General features: G+C 70.2%; 20 protein-coding genes. 10 read left to right on the forward strand and 10 right to left on the reverse strand.

The features are described from left to right. The first annotated feature begins 2 nt into the window (after positions 1–2). The 3 genes from IG84_RS0119975 to sbnA are packed head-to-tail and all read left to right on the forward strand — an operon-like array spanning position 3 to position 3,113. Positions 3–1,007 carry a TauD/TfdA family dioxygenase gene (locus IG84_RS0119975; RefSeq protein WP_031058963.1) on the forward strand — a complete coding sequence of 335 codons (1,005 nt, stop codon included), beginning with the start codon at positions 3–5 and terminating at the stop codon, positions 1,005–1,007. Further along, positions 1,004–2,074, forward strand: a complete 1,071-nt coding sequence (gene sbnB, locus IG84_RS0119980) for a 2,3-diaminopropionate biosynthesis protein SbnB (RefSeq protein WP_031058966.1) — start codon at positions 1,004–1,006, stop codon at positions 2,072–2,074. Before IG84_RS0119975 ends, sbnB begins: the two co-directional genes overlap by 4 nt. Positions 2,075–2,126: 52 nt before the next feature. Beyond that, the gene (gene sbnA / locus IG84_RS0119985) at positions 2,127–3,113 is read left to right on the forward strand and encodes a 2,3-diaminopropionate biosynthesis protein SbnA (protein ID WP_031058968.1); all 987 of its coding nucleotides are present in this window, start codon (positions 2,127–2,129) and stop codon (positions 3,111–3,113) included. A gap of 123 nt (positions 3,114–3,236) precedes the next feature. On the opposite strand, the gene IG84_RS0119990 is transcribed toward sbnA, so the two are convergent. Both IG84_RS0119990 and IG84_RS0119995 read right to left on the reverse strand, forming a co-directional pair. Next, positions 3,237–4,241 (reverse strand): alpha/beta fold hydrolase, encoded by a 1,005-nt coding sequence (locus tag IG84_RS0119990; protein ID WP_031058970.1) that lies wholly within the window; start codon positions 4,239–4,241, stop codon positions 3,237–3,239. Between the two features lie 121 nt (positions 4,242–4,362). Continuing rightward, the gene (locus IG84_RS0119995) at positions 4,363–5,667 is read right to left on the reverse strand and encodes a multidrug effflux MFS transporter (protein ID WP_037800623.1); all 1,305 of its coding nucleotides are present in this window, start codon (positions 5,665–5,667) and stop codon (positions 4,363–4,365) included. A 114-nt stretch (positions 5,668–5,781) separates the two neighbouring features. Here IG84_RS0119995 and IG84_RS0120000 point away from each other — a divergent pair, with 114 nt between their 5' ends. After that, the gene (locus IG84_RS0120000) at positions 5,782–6,273 is read left to right on the forward strand and encodes a MarR family winged helix-turn-helix transcriptional regulator (RefSeq protein WP_031058974.1); all 492 of its coding nucleotides are present in this window, start codon (positions 5,782–5,784) and stop codon (positions 6,271–6,273) included. Between the two features lie 66 nt (positions 6,274–6,339). On the opposite strand, the gene IG84_RS0120005 is transcribed toward IG84_RS0120000, so the two are convergent. The 3 genes from IG84_RS0120005 to IG84_RS0120015 form a co-directional block, all read right to left on the reverse strand. Beyond that, positions 6,340–6,684 (reverse strand): MmcQ/YjbR family DNA-binding protein, encoded by a 345-nt coding sequence (locus IG84_RS0120005; RefSeq protein WP_031058975.1) that lies wholly within the window; start codon positions 6,682–6,684, stop codon positions 6,340–6,342. Positions 6,685–6,739: 55 nt separating this feature from the next. Beyond that, positions 6,740–7,321, reverse strand: coding sequence for a GmrSD restriction endonuclease domain-containing protein (locus tag IG84_RS0120010; RefSeq protein ID WP_245659445.1), 582 nt, complete (start codon positions 7,319–7,321; stop codon positions 6,740–6,742). A gap of 256 nt (positions 7,322–7,577) precedes the next feature. Continuing rightward, positions 7,578–8,228: an RNA polymerase sigma factor gene (locus IG84_RS0120015; RefSeq protein ID WP_031058981.1), complete on the reverse strand. Its 651-nt coding sequence runs from the start codon at positions 8,226–8,228 to the stop codon at positions 7,578–7,580. 191 nt (positions 8,229–8,419) lie between these two features. On the opposite strand from IG84_RS0120015, the gene IG84_RS0120020 reads away from it, so the two are divergent. Continuing rightward, positions 8,420–9,379, forward strand: a complete 960-nt coding sequence (locus tag IG84_RS0120020) for a MerR family transcriptional regulator (RefSeq protein WP_037800624.1) — start codon at positions 8,420–8,422, stop codon at positions 9,377–9,379. Between the two features lie 94 nt (positions 9,380–9,473). On the opposite strand, the gene IG84_RS0120030 is transcribed toward IG84_RS0120020, so the two are convergent. After that, positions 9,474–10,193 carry a L,D-transpeptidase family protein gene (locus tag IG84_RS0120030; RefSeq protein ID WP_031058988.1) on the reverse strand — a complete coding sequence of 240 codons (720 nt, stop codon included), beginning with the start codon at positions 10,191–10,193 and terminating at the stop codon, positions 9,474–9,476. A gap of 610 nt (positions 10,194–10,803) precedes the next feature. Here IG84_RS0120030 and IG84_RS0120035 point away from each other — a divergent pair. The 3 genes from IG84_RS0120035 to IG84_RS0120045 all read left to right on the forward strand — a co-directional run bounded on the left by IG84_RS0120035 (position 10,804) and on the right by IG84_RS0120045 (position 14,644). Then, entirely contained in the window at positions 10,804–11,700 is an 897-nt protein-coding gene (locus IG84_RS0120035; protein ID WP_051862073.1) for a SigB/SigF/SigG family RNA polymerase sigma factor, read from the forward strand. A 223-nt stretch (positions 11,701–11,923) separates the two neighbouring features. Beyond that, a complete protein-coding gene (locus tag IG84_RS0120040) occupies positions 11,924–12,526 on the forward strand; it encodes a dihydrofolate reductase family protein (protein WP_031058992.1) in 603 nt (200 codons plus the stop codon). Positions 12,527–12,985: 459 nt separating this feature from the next. Beyond that, positions 12,986–14,644, forward strand: coding sequence for a catalase (locus IG84_RS0120045; protein WP_031058994.1), 1,659 nt, complete (start codon positions 12,986–12,988; stop codon positions 14,642–14,644). A gap of 54 nt (positions 14,645–14,698) precedes the next feature. Here the strand turns inward: IG84_RS0120045 and IG84_RS0120050 are convergent, their stop codons facing one another. Then, positions 14,699–15,526, reverse strand: coding sequence for a LysR family transcriptional regulator substrate-binding protein (locus IG84_RS0120050; protein ID WP_078649078.1), 828 nt, complete (start codon positions 15,524–15,526; stop codon positions 14,699–14,701). A gap of 57 nt (positions 15,527–15,583) precedes the next feature. Between IG84_RS0120050 and IG84_RS0120055 the strand changes: the two genes are divergently transcribed. Further along, positions 15,584–15,979, forward strand: coding sequence for a DUF5997 family protein (locus tag IG84_RS0120055; protein WP_031059000.1), 396 nt, complete (start codon positions 15,584–15,586; stop codon positions 15,977–15,979). 78 nt (positions 15,980–16,057) lie between these two features. Here IG84_RS0120055 and IG84_RS0120060 read toward each other — a convergent pair whose 3' ends face one another. Then, positions 16,058–17,272, reverse strand: a complete 1,215-nt coding sequence (locus IG84_RS0120060; RefSeq protein ID WP_031059002.1) for an MFS transporter — start codon at positions 17,270–17,272, stop codon at positions 16,058–16,060. Between the two features lie 72 nt (positions 17,273–17,344). Between IG84_RS0120060 and IG84_RS0120065 the strand changes: the two genes are divergently transcribed. Continuing rightward, the gene (locus tag IG84_RS0120065) at positions 17,345–18,112 is read left to right on the forward strand and encodes a DeoR/GlpR family DNA-binding transcription regulator (protein WP_031059004.1); all 768 of its coding nucleotides are present in this window, start codon (positions 17,345–17,347) and stop codon (positions 18,110–18,112) included. Between the two features lie 33 nt (positions 18,113–18,145). Here the strand turns inward: IG84_RS0120065 and IG84_RS0120070 are convergent, their stop codons facing one another. Then, on the reverse strand, positions 18,146–20,197 hold the full coding sequence (locus tag IG84_RS0120070) for an aconitate hydratase (RefSeq protein ID WP_031059006.1): 2,052 nt from the start codon (positions 20,195–20,197) through the stop codon (positions 18,146–18,148). Between the two features lie 156 nt (positions 20,198–20,353). Further along, on the reverse strand, positions 20,354–20,818 hold the full coding sequence (locus IG84_RS38980; RefSeq protein WP_051862046.1) for a hypothetical protein: 465 nt from the start codon (positions 20,816–20,818) through the stop codon (positions 20,354–20,356). Between the last annotated feature and the right edge of the window lie 267 nt (positions 20,819–21,085).

The raw sequence follows: 21,085 nt of genomic DNA on the forward strand, positions 1-21,085 counted from the left end.
AAATGTCGTTATTCCCGGCGTCCCTCCTCGACGTGGAACGCCAGCCAGGCAGGCCCCCGATGGTGCGGGCCGAGATCACAGGTGACGCGCCGCGCTGGGTCGCCGAGCACCGGGACGCCCTGCGCGCCGCCGTTGCCGAACACGGCGCGGTGCTCGTCCGCGGCCTGGGCTTACGGGACCCGGCCGGTACCGGAGCTGTTTTCCGGCTGCTGGCCACCGACCTGCTGAGGGAACAGGAGGCGTTCGCGCCCCGGCGGACCTATCCCGAGGAGGGCGTCTACTCCTCCACCAAATGGCCGCCGAACCAGCAGATGTGCATGCACCACGAGCTGAGTTACACCCTCACCTTCCCCGGCCTGATGATGTTCGCCTGCCTGACCGCGCCGGCCGAGGGCGGGGCCACCGCGGTGGCCGACGCGTCCGCCGTGCTCGACGCGCTGCCCACCGAACTGGTGCGGCGCTTCGAGCGGGAGGGCTGGCTGCTCACCCGCAGTTACAACGAAGAGATCGGCGCGCCCTGGGCCGAGGCGTTCGGCACCGAGAACCCCGCGGAGGTCGAGCGGTACTGCCGCGCGAACGCCATCGACTTCGCATGGCAGAAGGACGGCATCCTGCACACCCGCCAGCGCCGCAGCGCCGTGGTACACCACCCGGTCACCGGCCGGCGCTGCTGGTTCAACCAGATCGCCTTCCTGAACGAATGGACCATGGCGCCCGAGGTGCGCGAGTACCTCGTGGACGAATACGGCGCCGACGGGCTGCCGTTCAACACCCGCTTCGGCGACGGCGCCCCCATCGGAGAGGACATCGTGCAACTGCTCAACGAGGTCTACGAGAAGCACACGGCCCGCGAGCCCTGGCAGGCCGGCGATCTGCTCCTGGTGGACAACGTCCGTACCGCGCACAGCAGGGAGCCCTTCGAAGGCCCGCGCGAGGTGCTGGTGGCGATGGCCGACGGGGTACGGCTGGCCGACTGCGCGCCCACGATCGAGGTGAGCCCCCGGTGACGACCATCCACCCCACCGCCGCCGAAGCCACCGGCCAGGGGCCGAGGAAAGTGCCGCCGTTCGCGGTGGTCTCCGGCTCCCAGGTCCAGCGCGCCCTGCAGGGCCGCGAACGGGAACTCGTCGAGCTGGTCGAGGAGACCTACCGGCTGCACGGCGCCGGCCACACGGTCAACCCGCCCTCGTACTTCCTGCGGTTCCCCGACCGGCCGTCCTCCCGGATCATCGCGCTGCCCGCATCGGTGGGCGGCCAGGAACCGGTCGACGGCCTGAAATGGATATCCAGCTTTCCGGAGAACGTCGCGGCCGGCATTCCCCGGGCGTCGGCGGTCCTGATCCTCAACGACCACGACACCGGCTACCCGTTCGCGTGCCTGGAGAGCTCGATCATCTCCGCCACCCGCACGGCCGCCTCGGCGGCGTCGGCGGCCGACTGGCTCAGCCGCGGCCGGCCGCGGCCCGTGCGCGTCGGCTTCTTCGGTACGGGCCTCATCGCCCGCTACATCCACACGTTCCTGGCCGCCACTGGCTGGGCGTTCGAGGAGATCGGCGTGCACGATGTGTCCGCCGACAGCGCGGCGGGCTTCCGCACGTACCTCGAACAGTCCGGTACGAGCGGCCGTATCACCATCCACGACAGCGCCGAACAGCTCATCCGGCTGAGCGACCTGGTGATCTTCGCCACCGTCGCGGGCCGGCCGCACGTCAGCGACGTGTCGTGGTTCGCACACCATCCGCTGGTGCTGCACGTCTCGCTGCGCGACCTCGCGCCGCAGATCGTGCTCGCCTCTGCCAACATCGTGGACGACGTCGAACACTGCCTGAAGGCCGACACCTCACCCCACCTGGCCGAACAGCTCTCCGGGGGCAGGGACTTCCTGCACGGAACGCTGGCCGAGGTGATGGCGGGGCAAGTGCGGCCACCGGCGGACCGTCCGCTGGTCTTCTCGCCGTTCGGGCTGGGGGTCCTGGACCTGGCGGTCGGCAAGTACGTCTACGACGAAGTGGTCCGCTCGGGGGAGCTGCACGTCATCGACGGCTTCTTCCACGAGCTGCGCCGGTACGGATGAGCGGCCGGGTCCTACGGCCGCACATGGGGGGTCATCAAATGAGGGGGTCATCGTGCCAGTCATATCCGTTCCCCTGGACTTCAATGAGGAAGAGCTCTACGTCGACCTGCGCTCGATCTTCGGACAGCCACTGTTCCTGAAGTGCGAGGGCTTCAACTTCGCCGGGTCGATCAAGCTGAAGGCGGCGGCGGAGATGGTCGAGGCCGCGGAGCGCGAGGGCGCACTGATGCCGGGATCGGTCCTGGTGGAATCCTCGTCCGGGAATCTGGGCGTGGCACTCAGCATGATCGCGGCGAGCAAGGGCTACGGGTTCCTGTGCGTGACCGACCCGCGCTGCAACCTGTCGTCGCGGCGGATGATGGAGGCCCTGGGCAGCCAGGTCCACCTCATCGCCGAACCGGACGCCAACGGGGGCTGGCTGGGCGCGCGGATCGATTACGTGCGCGCCCTGTGCGCCTCCGACGACCGGTACGTCTGGCTGAACCAGTACACCAACCCGGGCAACTGGAAGGCGCACTACCGCACCACCGCACCGGCCATCGCCCGTCAATTCCCGGACCTGGACGTGCTGTTCGTCGGCGCCGGCACCACCGGCACGCTGATGGGCTGCGCGCGCTACTTCTGGGAGTGGCACCGCAAGGTGCGGGTGATCGCGGTCGACAGCGTCGGCTCGGTCACCTTCGGCGGCCCGCCCGGCCGCCGAATGATCCCGGGCCTGGGCACCAGTGTCCGCCCGGCGCTGCTGGACGAGTCCTATGTGGACGAGGTGATCCGGGTGGAGGAGGCCGACACCGTCCGTGCCTGCCACCGCCTGGCCCGCAGCGGATTCCTGTTCGGCGGATCCACGGGCACGGTGGTCAGCGGCGCGACCGACTGGCTGGCGCGTCATGAGGACCGCGACCTGACAGCGGTGGCCATCGCCCCTGACCTCGGCGAGCGCTACCTCGACACCATCTACCAGTCCAACTGGCTGCAGGACCTCTATGGAGAGGAGATCCTCAGCTCCGACGAGCTGACAGCCGGCACCCGCTCGGCCTGACGCCGGGCTGAGACACTGCCGCCGCGCCCACCGGCCCCGCTGTGAACGGGGCCGGTGGGCGCGGCGTTCGCCGGGGCACGGAGGCGCGCCGGGGTGCGCGGCACCGAGGCGGGCGCCCCGTACTCAGTCGCGTGCAGGCAGTTGCGCGAGGAAGTCCAGCAGTGCCGCGTTCACCTCGTCGGGGCGCTCCTGCTGCGTCCAGTGGCCGCAGCCGGGCAGTGTGACGTTGGCGTGCAGCCGCGGCAGCACCTGGTCCAGGGCCGGCAGCAGCCGGTCCATGCCGGGGAACGCCCGGACCAGATCCCGGTCCCCGGCGACGTACAGCGCGGGTATGTCGATGCCCCGGCCGTGGAAGGGCGCGAGCAGCTCCCAGTTGCGGTCGATGTTGCGGTACCAGTTGAGGCCGCCGGTGAACGCCCGGTCGCCGTGCTCCTCGTAGTCGCGCGCGAAGGCATCGATGTCGTCGTCGGTGAGCCAGCCGGGCAGCTCCTTCGGCTCCTCCATCGTGTCCAGCACCGAATGGCCCTCGGGGATCACCCACGGCACCGGCGGGTCGGTCATCGGGCTGTCCCCGGAACCGCCGTACAGCAGCCTGCGGAACGTCGACCGTACGTCCCGGGCCAGCTCGGCGTCCGCGACGCCCGGCTCCTGGAAGTACTGCTGGTAGAACCCCTCGCCGAGCTGCGCGCGCAGGGCCGGCAGCGGCGCGGCCGTGCCACGCGGCGCCGGCGGCACGCTCAGCCCGGCGACACCGCGCACCACATCCGGGCGCAGCATGGCGGTCGTCCAGGCGACCGGCGCGCCCCAGTCGTGCCCGACCACGACCGCCTGCTCCTCACCGAGGGCCCGTATCAGCCCGATCACGTCCCCGGTGAGATGCAGCATGGTGTACGCGGAGATGTCCGTCGGCTGCTCGCTGCGGGCGTACCCGCGCTGATCCGGGGCGACGACCCGGTACCCGGCCGCCGCCAGCGGCCCGAACTGGTGCCGCCAGGAGTACCACGACTCCGGGAAGCCGTGCAGCAGCAGGACCAGCGGCCCCTGCCCCTGCTCGGCGATGTGCAGCCGGACGCCGTTGACATCGACGAACCGGTGCTCGACGGAAGGAGCCTCGACGGAAGGGGCCACCAGTCCTCCTGCGCTCGTTGGTACGTGACGTTGAGTCACCTTGATGAACAGTTGGGCGGACGGCGTTGTTCCGCGTTCGGCCTTTTCCGTCAAGGAAGTTGAGGTCCCGTGATGGGGGCCGTCAGCCCGCGTCGCGCTCCCGCGCGGCGACCTCGCCGGCGCCGCGCCAAGGCCGGGCGAGGACGAGCAGACAGCCGCCCGCCGCCACGAGCGCGCCGAGCATGATCAGCGCGATCGGCGCGGAGCTGTCCTCCCCGAACAGGCCGACCAGCGGCGACGCGACCGCGCCGAACAGGAACTGGAAGCCGCCCAGCAGCGCGGAGGCCGCACCGGGCGCCGACCGGCCCAGCGTCTGCCCGAGGCTCATGGTGGCGGGGAAGACCAGCCCGATACCGCACGTGGTCACGAACAGTGACAGCCACGTCCCGGCGAACGTCTCGCCCGCGACCGTGACCAGGACGACCTGCGCCAGCGCGCCGACCACGGCCAGCGCCACCCCGGCGACCAGCAGGACGTTCAGCCGCACCCGGCGCGCCAGCCGCCCGAACACCGCCCCGGCGGCCAGCATGCCGAGGGCATTGACGGCGAAGATCAGCGAATACATGGTGGGGGAGACGCCGTGCAGGTTCTCGAAGACGAAGCTGGAGCCGGCGATGTACGAGAACAGCGCCGCCGCCGTGCAGCCGAGCACGAGCACGTACCCCATGAAGGCCCGGGACCCCAGCAGCCGGCCCATCGCCCGGAACGTACCGCGCACCCCGCCGGCGTGCCGCCGCTCCGGAGGCAGCGACTCCGGCACCTTGGCCAGCACCGCCAACAGAAGCAGGACGCCGATGACGGTGAGGACGACGAAGACGGCCCGCCAGGTGGACACCGACAGGACCGCGCCGCCCAGCACGGGTGCGGCCACCGGCGCGACGCCGAGGATCTGGGAGAGCAGGGCGAAGTAGCGCGGGATGTCGGCCCCGTGGAAGCGGTCGGTGAGCACCGCCCGGGCCAGCACCATGCCGGCGGCGCCGGTCGCCCCCTGGAGGAAGCGGGCGACGGTCAGTACCTCCACACCCGGCGCGACGGCGCACAGCACGGAGAACAGTGCGAAGCCCGCGGAGCCCGCCACGAGCAGCCGCCGGCGCCCGAGGCTGTCGCTCAGCGGCCCGATGACGAGCTGGCCGACGACGAGCCCGGCCAGGAAGGCGGTCATGGTGAGCTGGATCGCGGAGCTGCCGGCGTGCAACGAGGCACCCATGGCGGGGAAGCCCGGCACGTACATGTCGGTGGCGAGCGGGGCCACGGCGGTGAGCGCACCGAGCACGGCAATCAGCGCGCCGGCACGCCTCGGTGCTGCGGGCGGGGTGGTGTCGGGGGTGCTGGATGTGCCGGGCGGGGCGTGCGCGGGGTCCGCGGCAGCGGGGGAGCGGGATATCATGGCAAAAAGATAACTGATGGTTCACCAGTTAACGAAAACGCCGAGAGCCGGCTGCCGAACCAGTTGACCGACTGATCGACGAGCCGCATTGACCGAGACCCGAAAGGCGCCCTCATGCTGCCTCCCCCCTCCCGCGTCCGCGAGCAGTGGGCCGCGCACCATCCCGGGCTGGACACCTCGCCGATGGAGGTGGTGGCACTGCTCAAGCAGATCACGGCCCTGGTCGACCGCGCGGTCGAACCGCTCTACGAGGGGGCGCCGCTCACCGCGCCCGAGGTGGACCTGCTCATCCCGCTCCGGCACGCGGACGAGCCGGTGATCGCCCGCCGCCTCGCCGAGCGCATGAGCATCTCCCGGGCCGGCGCCAGCAAGGCACTGGCCAAGCTGGAGAAGCGCGGTTTCATCGCCCGCACGCCGAACCCGGCCGACCGCCGGGCCGCGCTCGTCACCGTCACCCAGGCCGGCAAGGACGCTGTCGACGCCCTCTTTCCCCGCCAGCTCGCCATCGAGGCCGAGCTGCTGGAAGGGCTGGGCGAGGACAGGGAACGCGTACTGAAAGCCCTCGCCCGCCTCGCCGAGGTACTGCAGCAGGCATCCCCGTCCTGAGCGGACCGGGGAGACGGCCCCGTCCGGGCGCCGGCGTGCTCAGCCGGCCCCGTCCGACGTGCCCGTTCAGCCCGCCCCGGAGAAGGTGTCCAGAAGGCGGCTCGGCGCGGCCTGCCGCCAGGAGTCCACGACGATGTCCCGCAGCTCGTCCAGGTCCTCCAGCGCGGCCAGCCGCACCCGCACCCAGGCGGAACTCGCTTCGTGCGGCGGCACCCAGAACTTCTCCGGCTCGGCCGCTATCAGCTCGCCCCGCTCCAGTACGGGGCACCGCACGGCGAACGAGGTCTCGTCGTCGGGGAGCGTGAGGTACATCTTCCCGGCGACCCGGAAGGTGGGCATGCTCCAGGCTTCCTTCTCCACCGTCTCCGGGAGGGAGAAGGCGATCCGGCGTACGTCATCGGAGTCGGGCATGGGATCACCGTAAACCGCACCACTGACATCGGCCCGCCGGAACGGACCCCGGTGATCAGCACCCGTTGAGCACCGACGACAGCGCGCTCTTCTCGGCGGAGTCGACGCTCATGCCGTAGTAGTACTTCACCTGGACCCAGGCCCGCGCGTAGGTGCACTTGTAGGTGGTACGGGAGGGCCACCAGGTGGCGGGGTCCTGGTCGCCCTTGGACTGGTTGACGTTGTCGGTGACGGCGAGCAGCTGCGGCCGCGTGAGGTCGTTCGCCAGGTTCTGCCGCTTGGTGGTAGTCCAGGCGTACGCGCCGGAGTCCCACGCCTCGGCGAGCGGCACGAGGTGGTCGATGTCGACATCGGAGGCGGCCGACCACGTGGCGCCGTCGTAGGGCGAGTACCAGCTGCCGCTGGTCGCGGCACAGGAGGAGTCGGTGACGACGTTCGTGCCATCGCGCTTGAGCACCGTCTCACGGGTGTTGCACGCCCCGCTGATGGTGGTCCAGTGCGGGAACAGGTCCCGGCTGTACCCGTCCCGCGAATGCTCGGCACTGACGCTGAGCGAAGCCAGATACGAACGGGCGGTAGCGGCACTGACGGGAGTCGGCAGCGCGGCCTGCGCGGGGACGCTGCCGAAGAGACTCATGGCGGCGGTGGCAGCTGCCACCACACTCGCGACGACGGCGCCACGGCGGCGAACGGATATGTGCATGACACGCTCCTCGTTCCGAGACGTTCCGAGCCGAACAACTGCGGGGGAGTGGCGCGCTCATAGTGCACCGCCGTCGTCTATGCGGGTAGACGCCGGACGTGAATTCCGCGTGACTGCACGGCGGCAGGCTGACATCACACACTCACCCACCTGAGAGGGCTCGACGTCGCGCCCGGTGCCGCCTGCCTGGTCAGCTCTTCGGCGCGGCGGCGCTGCTCCGGCCCGGCTCCAGGCCGCTGCGGAGCCGGCGCAGCCCTCGCCGGGCGTGGCTCTTGACCGTGCCGAGGGGCCAGCCGGTCCGTTCCGCGATCTGCGCCTGGGTGAGGTCCTCGTAGAAGGCCATGCGCAGCACCTGTTGTTGCGGCTCCGGCAGCCGGGCGAGCTCCTGGCCGACCAGTACACGGTCGAGTGCCTCGTCCGGCTGGCCGATCGCCTCGTCGGCGTCCGACAGGGCCGAGCCCGCCGCAGCGATCAGCCGGGCCCGGCGCGTGCGTGCCGCCAACGCATCCGCGATCTTGTGCCGGGCGATCCCGATCAGCCACCCGGTGACCGGCCCGCGGCCCGCCCGGTACCGGTGCCGGTTCCGCCACACGGCGAGGAAGACCTGCTGGGTGACGTCTTCCGCCTCCTGCGAGTCGCCCAGCGCCTTGCGGGCCATGGCGAGGACCAGCGGCTTCCAGCGGCGGTACGCGATCGCCAGGCACGCCTCGCTGCCCGCGGCGAGCCGGCGCACGAGTTCCTCGTCCGTGAGCGGATCCCGCGTCGGGGCGTCCGTGGGTTGCGGAGCGGAAGGGGGCTGCGGTGCTGCCGGTCGGAGCGCGGCGGTACGGTCTGCGGACATGACGGCTACGCCTCCTGACAGGCCCTGCGGGCGGGACGGCGGCCCATCCTGAAAACCCTTCCTCCGTCCCGGCAACTCGCGTCGTTTGTGCGTCGTATGCTCGGCCCGTGGAGCGCGGACATACGGAGCACGCACGCACAGGGGACGCCGACCGACAGCCGGGTGGCCCCGGGCCCGGTACCGGTACCGCGATGACGACGGGCGCTCTTGCCAGGCGTCTCGGTGTCGCGCCCACCACGCTGCGCTCCTGGGAACGGCGTTACGGTCTCGGCCCGGCCGTGCGCCCTGAGGGTCAGCACCGGCGCTGGACGCCGCGGGACGTCGCCGTACTGGAGGAGATGTGCCGCCTCACGTCCGCCGGCGTGCCCCCGGCCGAGGCGGCCCGTACCGCCAAGGAGTGGGCCACGACAGCGAGTCGGCGAGAGGAGCGCGGCGAGGAGCAGCCCGCGCCCGCTGCACTCCCGGCCTCCTCACGCAGTGCTCTGCGCCCCGGTGACGCGCGCCTGGAGTGCCGGGGCCTCATCCGCGCCGCCACGCGACTCGACGCCCCGGCGATCTCCCACCGGTTGACGTCCCTCGTCGACGCGCACGGGTTGGTGACGGTCTGGGACCAGGTGATGGTGCCGACCCTGCACGCTGTCGGCCGTAAATGGGAAACCACGTCCAGCGACCGCTACGTAGAGGCCGAACACCTGCTGTCCTGGCACGTCTCCACCGCACTCCGCCGTGTCACCGCACCCCCGACGACGGACGGCACGCCGCTGCTCCTGGCCTGCGTACCGGAGGAGCAGCACACGCTGCCCCTCGAAGCGCTCAACGCCGCACTCTCCGAACGCGGCCTGCCCACCCGTATGTTCGGCGCGGCAGTACCGGTCGATGCCCTCGCCGCGGCCGTACGGCGCACCGGCCCCCCGGCAATCGTCCTCTGGTCCCAGACGCGCGGCACCGCCGGCCCGTCCCTCGCCCGGCAGTTGGCCGCCACACAGTGGGGCATGAAGGGCGCGCGCCGACAACCCGCCATACTGCTCTGCGGCCCCGGCTGGGCACCAGGCCCCACGCAACCAGGGACACGGCGCCCCCTCACACTGCAAGACGCACTCTCGGCCCTCAGGCAACTCCGCGAAGCCCACAGCGTCGTGCCGACCGGCTGACCACGTCAGCCGACCAGCCACGCGCCCGGAAGGGCGCACCGCATCGTGCCGTCCCCGTCCGGCAGCACCAGGACGGGGACGGCGATGGACAACGTCAGGTGCCGGCCTTGCGTCCGTAGACGTACACCTCGTCGCCGGTCTTCAGCAGTTTCCAGTAGCTCTTCGCGTCCGCGGTCCGCATGTTGACGCAGCCGTGCGAGCCCGGTGCCGACCACACGCTGCCGTCAATGGCATGGAACGCCTCGCCGCCGTCGAAGAACTGGCTGTACGGCATCGGCACGTCGTACAGCGAGGAGACGTGGTCCTTGTGGCGCCAGTAGACCTGGTGCAGTCCGGTGCGCGTCTCGTGCTTGTTCCGCCCCGTGCGTACCGGCACGGGCCCCTTGACGAGCTTGCGGCCGTCCTGGATCCAGCTGATCTGCCGGGTCAGGTCCACACACGCGATACGGCCCTTGTTCACGGGGCAGTTGCCCGCCCGATTGGGGTTCTTCCCCGCGGCCCGCTGCTGTTTCACGACCTTCATCACGTTCCAGGTGACCGGCCCCGCGTATCCGTACTGCGGATAGATGCCGTGCCCACGCTGGAAATCCCGGATCGCGCGGCAGTCGCCGACCGACTGTCTGCCGTCCACCTTCCGCCCGAGGAATCTCTCGGCCTCTTTCTGGTACGGCCCCTGCATGCCGCCGCACCAGGAGCCGGATGCGGCGTGCGCGGGCGCCGACTGCAGCCCGACCACTAACAGCGGCGACAACAGCCCGGCCGCCGCCGCGTGAACAGCCCCGCGTCTCCCACGGGATATTCGAGTACTCGTCATGGACCACCGCTTTCGTCTCGACGCCGTCCAGGGCGTCCGCCAATGGGTGATTGCGCCGCATGAGGCCATGAACGCCTCATGAGCCCTCCGAGTCCTCAGATTAGTCGCCTATCAGCCACCAAAACCGGCGATTACCGAACAACAGGCCCCGGTAGTCGCCCATCACGACGGCGCGGTGCTCCCCATCGACCACGGCTGTGAGGCGGCGGCCGCTACGAGATGACGGCGCGTCCGGCCGACCAGGACCTGGAGGTCGCCGGGGCACCCACGACCGATCTACTGGCAGGTTTCCTGAGCCCGGCTCGAAGACATGTTTACCGCCCACACGGTCGGGCAGGCAGAAAATCACGTGCTTCGGACTGTAGGCACGCCCCGTGGGAGAAGTGGCTTCCTGGCGGGCGCGTCTGGCTGGTCGCTGCTCCGCCCACGGACCCGGCAAGAAGAGTGTCGAGGACCAGGGAGAGCCAGGACCATGCTCAGCACGCCCCCCACGACCACGAACACGGTCACGGAGAACGAGCCCAAGGACGACCCCCAGAACGGGATTCGGACCGAGGTCCAGCACGAGGGCACCCGCCCCGGGCAGGAGCCGGCGGCGGACGGCACCACCGTGGCGCGGCGCACCACCGCCCGTCGCCACGGGGAGACGTCCCGTACTCGCCCGCCGGGCAAGCCCGCCCGCCGGACCCGCCGGCAGCGCGAGGCGACCACCCCCGCCCCGGGCCGTCGTGGACGGCACCCGCACCATGACGCCCCGGACACGGAAGCCGACTTCCGTCGCCTGGCCGGCCTGCCCGACGGCCCCGAGCGCGAGGAGCTCGCGCAGCGTCTGGTCTGCGCGTGGATGCCGATGGCCGAGCGCCTCGCGCTGCGCTTCCGCAACCGCGGCGAGACGGTCGAGGACCTGCAGCAGATCGCGGCCCTCGGCCTGGTGAAGGCCGTCAACGGTTACGACCCGGAGCACGGCACCGCCTTCGAGAGTTACGCCATTCCCACCGTCACCGGCGAGATCAAGCGCCACTTCCGCGACAACCTGTGGGGAGTACACGTCCCGCGCCGCGTACAGGAGCTGCGCAACCGTGTGCGCACCGCCCGGCAGGAGCTCACCCGCAGCGTGGACGACCACGGGCCTTCCCACCAGGAGATCGCCGAGCACACCGGGATGACCGAGGAAGAGGTCCGGCTCGGCAGCCAGGCCCTGGAGAGCTTCAGCACGCTCTCTCTGGACGCCGAACTGGCCGGCGCCGAAGACGGTTACTCACTCCAGGACACGCTCGGGGAGACCGAGGCCGGGTTCGACCTGGTCATCGACCGCCAGACGGTCAAGCCCGAGCTGGAGGCCCTGCCGGAGCGCGACCGGCAGATCCTCTACATGCGGTTCTTCTGCGACATGACCCAGAGCCGCATAGCCGAACAGTTCGGCATGTCGCAGATGCACGTCTCCCGCCTCATCAGCCGCGCCTGCCGCCGCCTTGCCACACGCGTCGGCGCCCCTGCCCAGCAGTGAGAGATGGGGCCGGCGTACCGGCACCCGGTACGCCGGCCTTCCCGGAGGCCGGCCCGGCCGTCCGGGCGTTGTCAGTGGTCGCCGCTAGCGTGTTTCCCATACGCACCGGACCGGCGGATGTTCCGTCGTTTCGGCGCCGGCCCGGACGGCCGGCGGCGGGCGCACCGGCGGTCTGCCGACCGGACGCCCGCCCTCTACTGCGGAGTTGCGAGGAGCCCGGGAAATGCGAATCGTACTGAGTCACTTCATGAGCCTGGACGGCGTCGTACAGGCCCCCGGCGGGGAGAAGGAGGACACCGACGGCGGTTTCGCGCACGGCGGCTGGTCCATGCCGTACTTCGACCCGGAGAGCATGGGCTCCGCGATCGACGAGGCCATGTCCGCCACGGAGGTGCTCCTGTTCGGGCGGCGCACGTGGCAGGTCATGGCCGCCGCCTGGCCCGACCGGGCCGGGGATCCTTTCGCCGACCGCATGAACGAGATCACCAAGTACGTCGTCTCGGGGACCCTGACGCCGTCGGACCTGTCGTGGCACCACTCGAATCTGGTGCGGCCCGGTGACCTTCTCGACACCGTTGCCGGACTCCGTGCCAAGCAAGGCGGCGACGTGCAGGTCATGGGCAGCTCGAGCCTCGCCCACACGCTCATCGAGAACGACCTGGTCGACGAGTACCGGCTGATGATCGTGCCGGTACTCCTCGGTGGCGGCAAGCGGCTCTTCCCGGAAGACGGGCAGGCCCGTCCGCTGGAACTGGTCTCCTCCACCACCGCGGCGACCGGCACCCAGATCTGCGTCTTCCGACCTGCGGGCCCCCGCCCGTCATGAGCGTCTGGCCGCCGACGAACGCCTGGACGGCGTGCCGGCGTCGTGCGGCGGCCAGGGGGCGTAGTCGTGCCGGGGCGCGACTGCACGCCTCGCCGAGGAGGAGGGAGGTAAGTTCCGGTACGGCCGACCATCCCCTCAGCAGATGATGATCCCCGCTTCATCCGGATGATTTTCCCTTCGGGAAACACGGCGACATTGCTGTGTACCAGCCCGTAGGCCGCGGCTGCTGGCAGGATGGCTTCGCCGGATTTGCAGAGGTACTCGGTACTGTTCGGTACTCGGGTATCAGCGGAAATGCCGACTGGCGGAAAACGCCACTGAGGCCAGAGGCAGGCCGGCGACAGTGCAGGAACAGGTCGTGGAAAGGCCGTGACCGGACCGCGGACGGACACGAGTAAGTCGAGTCATCAACCGTGGCGTGAACCACGTGCCTACGAGTGCCGAAGGAAAATCAGAGCGATGACAGATGTGGCAAGCCAGGGACCCGCAGCTGACGACGACCGCCCGGTGCTCACCAACCGGCAGGGTCATCCGGTCTACGACAATCAGAATCAGCGGACGGTCGGCGCGCGTGGGCCGGCCACGCTGGAGAACTACCAGTTCCTCGAGAAGATCAGCCACTTCGACCGGGAACGCATTCCCGAGCGAGTGGTCCATGCCCGGGGCGTGACCGCGTACGGCTACTTCGAGAGCTACGGAGGCTGGGGCGACGAGCCGATCAGCCGGTACACCAGGGCAAAGCTGTTCCAGGAGCGCGGGAAGCGCACCGATGTGGCCGTGCGCTTCTCGACGGTGATCGGTGGCCGGGACTCGTCGGAGGCGGCCCGTGACCCGCGTGGTTTCGCGGTGAAGTTCTACACCGAGGACGGCAACTGGGACCTCGTCGGCAACAATCTCGGGGTGTTCTTCATCCGGGACGCCATCAAGTTCCCGGACGTCATCCACGCCCTCAAGCCCGACCCCGTATCGCACGAACAGAAGCCGGCCCGGATCTTCGATTTCATGTCGCAGACGCCGGAGTCGATGCACATGCTGGTGAATCTGTTCAGCCCGCGTGGAATTCCCGCCGACTACCGCCACATGCAGGGCTTCGGCGTGAACACGTACAAGTGGGTGAACGAGGAGGGGAAGACCGTCCTCGTGAAATACCACTGGATGCCCAAGCAGGGCGTGCGCAGCATGACCGAGGAGGACGCGGCCAATGTGCAGGCCGGGGAGCTGGGGCACGCGACGAAGGACCTGTACGAATCGGTCCGGCGGGGCGAGTACCCCGAATGGGAACTGCTCGTGCAGATGATGGACGACCACGAGCACCCCGAGCTCGATTTCGACCCGCTGGATGACACCAAGACCTGGCCGGAGCAGGAATTCCCGCCCAAGCCGGTCGGCCGAATGGTGCTCGACCGGATGCCGGACAATTACTTCGCCGAGAACGAGCAGATCTCCTTCGGCACCGGCGTCCTCGTCGACGGCCTGGACTTCTCCGACGACAAGATGCTCGTCGGGCGGACGTTCTCGTACAGCGACACCCAGCGCTACCGCGTCGGCCCGAACTACCTCCAGCTCCCGGTCAACCGGGCCAAGAACGCCACCGTGCACACCAATCAGCGCGACGGCCTGATGGCGTACGAGCAGGACCGCCACGGCAGCAACCCCGAGGTCAACTACGAGCCGTCGATCACCGGCGGGCTGCACGAGGCCCAGTACCCGACCCACGACGAGCAGGGGCCCGAGGTCCGCGGCCGGCTGACCCGCAAGCGCATCCCGCGGACCAACGACTACATGCAGGCGGGCCAGCGGTACCTCCTGATGGAGGACTGGGAGCGTGACGAGCTCGTCAAGAACTTCATCGACCTGATCTCCCAGTGCGACCGCGCGGTGCAGGAGCGGATGGTCTGGCACTTCCTCCTGGTCGAGAACGATCTCGGCCTTCGGGTGGGCAAGGGCCTCGGCATCAGCCCCCAGGACGTGGCCGGCCTGCAGCCACTGGCCAGTCAGGACCTGACGGACGAGGACCGCAAGCGCCTCTCGAACCTCGGCAACAACCCGCCGCGGGACGTCGCCGGCCTCACCATGACGCACTGCGTCGCTGATGAGCGGCATACGGTCACGCGCTGAGGCGTACCTGCCCTGCGCGGCTGCCCGAGGTCACGACCGACCTGACGACCGAGGTCACGACCGACGGCGAGGCTTACCGCGACTGGCCCCCTTGGCGCCACCGGCTCGCTTCGTGCCGCTGGCGCCCTGGGGGCGGCCGGAACCACTGCGAGGGCTCTTGCCGGTCGACTTACCGGCTGCCTTACCGGTCGACTTACCCGGCGCCTTACTGCTCGACTTGCCGGCCGCCGGCTTCCGCCGCGCATCGGCAGGGGCCGCGGCCGGGGCGGAGGAACGCCCTCGCGTGCTGTTGACCGTCCGCCCGCGCACGATCCCGATGAAGTCCTCCACCTGGTCGGTGGTCCGCTCCTCCGGCCACGACAGCGCCACGTCCGACACGGGGGCGTCCGTGACCGGCCGGTACGTGAGATCCCGGCGGTGATGGAGGCGGGCGAGCGACTGCGGGACGACGAGGACACCGATGCCCGCCGCCACCAGCTCAATGGCGTCCGCCGTCGTTGCGGGGCGCTCGAACGCAGGCTGCCCCGGGAGGCTCTCCCAGTCGAGGGTGTCGTCGAGAGGATGCAGCACGACGTCATCGGCGAGATCCTCGACGGACACCTCGTCCGCCGCCGCGATCAGGTGGTCCTTCGGGATCACGACCACCGTGGTCTCGGTGTAGAGGGGGATCGCGCTGAAATACGTACGGTCGACCGGCAGCCGTACGAAACCCGCGTCCGCGTCGCCGCTCCGCAGGACGTCGTACGCCTCGGCGGCGGGCACCTGGAGCAGAGTCAGCGGGGTCTCCGGCAGCCGCTCGTTCCAGATCCGCACCCATTTGGCGGGTGTCACTCCTGGTACGTACGCGAGCCGGAACGAAGGGGATGCATCCGAGCCTGTCACCTGGCCAGGTTACCGGGCGTGGTCAAAGGCAGTGCACACGATCGATACCCTTGACACATGACGTCGCACCAGACCACCCAGACGATGAAGCCTGCCACCGCGGCCAAGAAGCTGGGTGTGTACCTCCCCGCCACCCCCGCCGAGTTCCAGGAGGGCGTGGTTTCGCGCGCCGAGCTGAACGCGCTGCAGGCCGATCCGCCCGCGTGGCTGCAGGACCTGCGGCGCAACGGCCCGCACCCCCGGCCCGTGGTCGCGGCGAAGCTGGGCATCTCCATCTCGGGTCTCGCGCGAGGCGGGATCACCGAGGCGCTCACCACGGAGCAGATCGACGAGCTGAAGCAGGAACTTCCCGAGTGGCTGCAGAAGGAGCGCGCCACGCAGGCCGAGGTCCGGAAGGAAGCGGCCCGGATCAAGGAGAAGAACGCGGAGCGGGCTGCCGAGCCGAAGGCGTAGCCCCGCCGCCCGGGCGAGTGAGTTCCGCGTCCCGCCGGTCGATGGCCGGCGGGACGGCTCGTTCATGGTCGCGCGCGGTCACACCGTTTCGGCCTCGGCTCGCAGTGCGACCGGCTCCGGAGTGCGCAGTACCGCTGCCGTGCAGGCCGCGATGGCGCACAGGGCCACGGGCAGGAAAAAGGTGAGGTTGAGCGGCGCGAGGTGCGTCAGCGGTCCGATGACCGCCGGGCCGGCGAGCATGCCGAGGTAGCCGAGGCCGGCGACGCGGGAGACATTGACGCCGGCCGCGTCCTGGTCGGCGTGGCCCGCGGCGCTGAACAGTTGCGGGATGCAGCCGGAGAGGCCGGCTCCGAAGACGGCCCAGCCCGCCAGGGCGAGCGGGATCCAGGGGGAGAGCGCCGCCACCGCGATGCCGAGCGCGGCCAGGCCGGCCCCGTAACGCAGCACGGCCACCGCGCCGAACCGGCCCGCCACACGGTCGGCGAGCAGCCGGCCGACGGTCATGGTGGTGGAGAAGGCGCCGTACGCGAGCGCCGCGGTGGCAGCCGGTGCGTCCAGTACGTCCCGCAGATGCAGCACGCTCCAGTCGTTGGCCACCCCTTCGCAGAGCATGAGCATCAGGGCGAGCGCGGCCAGGAGCCAGATGCGCCGGGGAGTCCGGCTGCGGCGCCCTGCTCCCGTATGCCCGGAGCTCTTCGTCGTATCGGAGCTTTTCGTTGTATCCGAGGCTGTCCGTGCGGACCGCAGCAGTCCGCCCGCGGCCGGGGCGGCGACGGCGAGGCCGAGGACGGCCACTGCGCCGAGGGTTGCCGCGGGGCTCCAGCCCCAGCTCAGCGTGCGGGCTCCGACCAGCGCCGCGAGGACCCCGCCGATGGAGAAGGTGGCGTGGAAGGCGGACATGACGGGGCGTCCGTAGGCCCGCTCGACCTGGACGGCGTGGGCGTTCATGCTCACATCGAGGCAGCCGTTGCCGAAGCCGAGGAGCAGTAGGGCCGCGCCGAGTGCCCAGACGTTCGTGGCGAGGCCGGGCAGGACGACGGCCGCGCTGCACAGGGCCGCACTGAGCGGCACGACCGTACGGGCGCCGATGCGGTCGGTGAGTGGGCCGGCGATCTGCATGCCGGCGAAGGCGCCGAGTCCGAGCAGAAGCAGGAGCCAGCCCAGTACCGCGTGGCTGATTCCGGCGCGGTGTTCGACGGCGGGAATGTGGACCACCCACATACCCAGGACGAAGCCGTTCAGAGCGAAGTAGGCAAACGTGGCCACTCGGCCGTGCCGCAGAGATCTCTCCATCCCGCGAACATAGCGAACAGAAGAGATGTTCGTAAGGTTGATTTACGCACACGATTGCTGTTCTATCGAGGTGTGGCAACGACAGCGAGTGCAGATCGGCTGAGGCTGATCACCGAGGCCGTACGCGAAGCGGGGAGCATTGGCGTCGCCGAGCTGGCCGGCCTGACCGGCGCGTCGGAGATGACGGTGCGCCGCGACCTGGAGGTGCTGGCCGGTCAGGGGGTACTGGAGCGCTACCGGGGAGGGGCGCGCAGTCTCCTGCTGCGCGGCGAGGAACCGCCGTTCGCGCTGCGGGCGCAGGAGGGGATCACCGTCAAGCGGCGCATCGCCGCTGAGGTCGCCGGTCTGCTCGCCGATGGGGAGTCCGTCGTCCTGGACAGCGGTACGACCTGTCTGGAAGTGGCCCGTGCGGTGGCGGGCCGTCGGCTGACCGTGATGCCGCTGTCCCTGCACGCGGTGAACGTACTGACCGGGGCGCCGCAGTTGACGCTGCTCGTCCCCGGCGGCCGCCCCAGGGCGGGGGAGTTGGCATTGACCGGGCCCCTGACGGAGGCGTCGTTGTCGGCGTTGCGTTTCGATACGGCGGTGCTCGGCTGTTGCGGGCTGACCGCGGCGGATGGCCTGACCGCGTACGACTTGGACGATGCGGCGGTCAAGCGTGCGGCGATCGCCTCGTCCCGCCGTGTCATCGCGGTGGCGGAGGCGTCGAAGCTGACGCGTACGGCGCTGGCGCTGGTTGCTCCGGCAGCTTCGGTGCATGTCGTCGTCACGGACGAGGACGCGGCGGAGGAGGAGACCGACGCCCTGGTCACGGCGGGCGTGAGCGTGCGGAGGGCATGAGCCGCGTATGAGCCGATAGGTACGAGAAGCGGGTCAGCGCCCGCCCTCCTCCTGGTGGGATTCCTCCGCCGCGAGGGCGGGAATCACACCGCCGGCGAGTACGGTCCTGCGGCGCCCGGCCGGGAGACGGTGCCGCACCCGGTATTCCTCCTGCCGCGTCACATTCACCACGACAAGCGTCGACTCGGCGGTGTCTGCGGCCTCGGGAGCGAGCGCGGCGTGCAGCTTCTCCATCCGCAGTTCATCGTCCTGCTGGATACGGTCATAGTCCGCCGGATCCTGGAATTCGAGGGCGAGAACGCCGAAGTTGGCGAGGTTCTGCCAGTGGATGCGGGCGTAGGACTTGGCGATCACCGCGCGCAGACCCAGGTAACGGGGTGTCAGCGCGGCGTGTTCCCGGGAGGAACCCTGCCCGTAGTTGTCGCCGGCCACGACCACATGTCCGCCGTCCTCCGCGTCCCCTCGCGCGCTGTCGCGGTGGGCTGCCGCCCGCCGGGGATACTCCGGATCGATGCGGGTGAAGGTGAAGTCGGCGAGGCGCGGGATGTCGGACCGGAAGGGCAGCGCCTTGGCGCCGGCGGGGGAGATCTCGTCGGTGGAGACGTCGTCGCCGGCCTTGAGCAGTACCGGTGTGTGCAGGGTGTCGGGCAGTGGGTCGAGAGGGGGCAGGGCGGAGATGCCCGGCCCGCGTTCCAGTTGCACCTCGCACGCTTCCCGCGGGGGCAGGGGCGGCTCCAGCATCGCGGTGTTGACCGGTCCCTGGCGCAGGGCCGGCAGGTCAGCGGGGTGGTCGGTGGCGTTGTCGGCCGCCCAGTCGCGGGGGTCGGTGATCACTCCGGTCAGTGCGGAGGCGGTGGCCGTCTCCGGTGAGCACAGCCAGATCCTGTCGTCTTCGGTGCCGGAGCGTCCGGGGAAGTTGCGCGGAAAGGTACGCAGCGAGTTCCGGCCGGCCGCGGGGGCCTGGCCCATGCCGATACAACCCAGACAACCGGCCTGGTGGATGCGGGCACCGGCGGCGATGAGATCCAGTACGGCCCCGGAGCGGGTGAGGTCCTGCAGGGTTTCACGGGAGGTGGGATTGACGTCGAAGCTGACTCCGGGAGCCGTCTGCCGGCCCTTGGCCATGGCCGCGGCAACCGCGAAGTCGCGCAGGCCGGGGTTGGCGGAGGAGCCGATGACGGCCTGGTGGACGGGCTGGCCGGCGGCTTCTCGTACGGGGACGACGTTGCCCGGTGAGGTGGGGCGGGCGATCAGCGGTTCGAGCGTGCTCAGGTCGATCTCGTCCGTCCGGTCATAGCGAGCGTCCGGCTCGGCGGCCAGCGGCCGGTAGTCGTCCTCGCGACCCTCGCTGCGCAGGAACTCCCGTACCGCCTCATCGGAGGGGAACACGGTCGCGGTCGCGCCCAGCTCCGCTCCCATGTTGGCGATGACATGGCGGTCCATGGCGCTCAGGCAGATCAGCCCCGGCCCGTGGTACTCGATCACCCGGTTCACCGCGCCTTTGACGCCGTGGCGCCGCAGCATCTCCAGGATCACGTCCTTGGCGCTGACCCACGGCGGCAGGGTGCCGGTCAGCCGTACGCCCCAGATCTCCGGCATGGTGAGGCGCAACGGCCGGCCGGCCATGGCGAGCGCGACCTCCAGCCCGCCGGTACCGATAGCGAGCATGCCCAGCGCGCCTGCGGCACAGGTGTGCGAATCGGACCCGGCCAGCGACTTGCCCGGAATCCCGAAGTGCTGCATGTGGACCGGGTGCGAGACGCCGTTACCGGGTTTGGAGTACCAGATCCCGAAGCGGCGGGCGGCCGAGCGGAGGAAGGCATGGTCCTCGGCGTTGCGGCCGTCGGTCTGCAGGATGTTGTGGTCGACATACTGCACACTGACCTCGGTGCGGACCCGGTCCAGGCCGATGGCCTCCAGCTCCTGCATCACCAGGGTGCCGGTGGCGTCCTGCGTCAGGGTCTGATCGATGCGCAGCCCGATCTCACTGCCCGGCTCCAGCACGCCCTCCACGAGGTGATCCCCGATGAGCCGGTGCGCGAGACTGCCGTTACCGTCCGTCCTCACCTGCGAGCTGGCCGCCATGCCCGCCTCCTGCCCTGCGCCGGTGGTGTACCGCGGCCTCGGGTACCCCGGCGCGGGGCGGGTGACTCTTGCTGCCGCGTCAACAGGTGCGCCGAAGCGGGTACCGGCTCCTGCGCCCGTCCTCGTTTCCCCAGGTCAGCGCCGTGTTGTGACGTGTCAGGTCGTCGAGTACTTCCACGACGAGCAGGACACGAGCGTACGGGTGTCACCGGAACCCTGCGCCTCGCAGGCGCGGAACTTGACGAAGGTGTCCCCGTTGGTGTCCGCCGCCTCGGGGAAGGACTTGTTCTTGTACTGCCAGCCGGCGCTCACCCCGGCGGTCGAGTAGATCACGCCTTGCCGCTCCGGGATCCCCCAGAGGTAGAACTCCCACTGAATCGCGACCGGCAGATTGTTGCTCGCCTTGTCCCGGATGGCGAACCATTCGCCGACGTCACCGAAGCAGGCCTCGGCTCTGGAGGAGTCGTACACACACTCCCAACTGCTTCCCCCGCTCGCGGACCCCGCGTAGTCCACCTCCCACTCCGCGGCCGAAGCGGGCCCGGCCGCGAGCGCCACCGCCCCCAGCGCGAAGGCCCCCACGGCGGCCAGCTTGGCCTTGATGCTTGTCATGTTCGTCATGTCCCACCCCACGGATTCGCTTCGCTCCGAGCCGATTGGGTTCGACTCGCTTCGCTTCGACTCGATTCGGTTCCACTCGATTCGACTGACCAGAGCGTGCCGCTGCGACCCGCCGGAGGAAACGCAAACCCCCTGTCCGGGACAGCCCGGCAACAGTCCTAGCTGGTCACAGCGTTGTCCGGCCCGTGTCCCGGACACAGACGGCGGCGCGTCCACCAGCGTGGTGCGGTGCGACCGCAGCCATGATCGACTGGACTCGGGCGGACA

The sequence above is a fragment of the Streptomyces ochraceiscleroticus genome, assembly GCF_000720485.1.
GTDB classification, from domain to species: Bacteria; Actinomycetota; Actinomycetes; order Streptomycetales; family Streptomycetaceae; genus Streptomyces; species Streptomyces ochraceiscleroticus.

Excerpts from the sequence above, each read along its gene's own strand:
- IG84_RS0120055 (WP_031059000.1), top strand. The coding sequence starts at position 15,584 with ATGACGTCGCACCAGACCACCCAGACGATGAAGCCTGCCACCGCGGCC.
- IG84_RS38980 (WP_051862046.1), bottom strand. The coding sequence starts at position 20,818 with ATGACGAACATGACAAGCATCAAGGCCAAGCTGGCCGCCGTGGGGGCC.
- IG84_RS0120045 (WP_031058994.1), top strand. The coding sequence starts at position 12,986 with ATGACAGATGTGGCAAGCCAGGGACCCGCAGCTGACGACGACCGCCCG.
- IG84_RS0120040 (WP_031058992.1), top strand. The coding sequence starts at position 11,924 with ATGCGAATCGTACTGAGTCACTTCATGAGCCTGGACGGCGTCGTACAG.
- IG84_RS0120030 (WP_031058988.1), bottom strand. The coding sequence starts at position 10,193 with ATGACGAGTACTCGAATATCCCGTGGGAGACGCGGGGCTGTTCACGCG.
- IG84_RS0120020 (WP_037800624.1), top strand. The coding sequence starts at position 8,420 with ATGACGACGGGCGCTCTTGCCAGGCGTCTCGGTGTCGCGCCCACCACG.
- IG84_RS0119975 (WP_031058963.1), top strand. The coding sequence starts at position 3 with ATGTCGTTATTCCCGGCGTCCCTCCTCGACGTGGAACGCCAGCCAGGC.
- IG84_RS0120060 (WP_031059002.1), bottom strand. The coding sequence starts at position 17,272 with ATGGAGAGATCTCTGCGGCACGGCCGAGTGGCCACGTTTGCCTACTTC.
- IG84_RS0120010 (WP_245659445.1), bottom strand. The coding sequence starts at position 7,321 with ATGAGTCTCTTCGGCAGCGTCCCCGCGCAGGCCGCGCTGCCGACTCCC.
- IG84_RS0120005 (WP_031058975.1), bottom strand. The coding sequence starts at position 6,684 with ATGCCCGACTCCGATGACGTACGCCGGATCGCCTTCTCCCTCCCGGAG.
- IG84_RS0120015 (WP_031058981.1), bottom strand. The coding sequence starts at position 8,228 with ATGTCCGCAGACCGTACCGCCGCGCTCCGACCGGCAGCACCGCAGCCC.
- IG84_RS0120000 (WP_031058974.1), top strand. The coding sequence starts at position 5,782 with ATGCTGCCTCCCCCCTCCCGCGTCCGCGAGCAGTGGGCCGCGCACCAT.
- IG84_RS0119995 (WP_037800623.1), bottom strand. The coding sequence starts at position 5,667 with ATGATATCCCGCTCCCCCGCTGCCGCGGACCCCGCGCACGCCCCGCCC.
- IG84_RS0120070 (WP_031059006.1), bottom strand. The coding sequence starts at position 20,197 with ATGGCGGCCAGCTCGCAGGTGAGGACGGACGGTAACGGCAGTCTCGCG.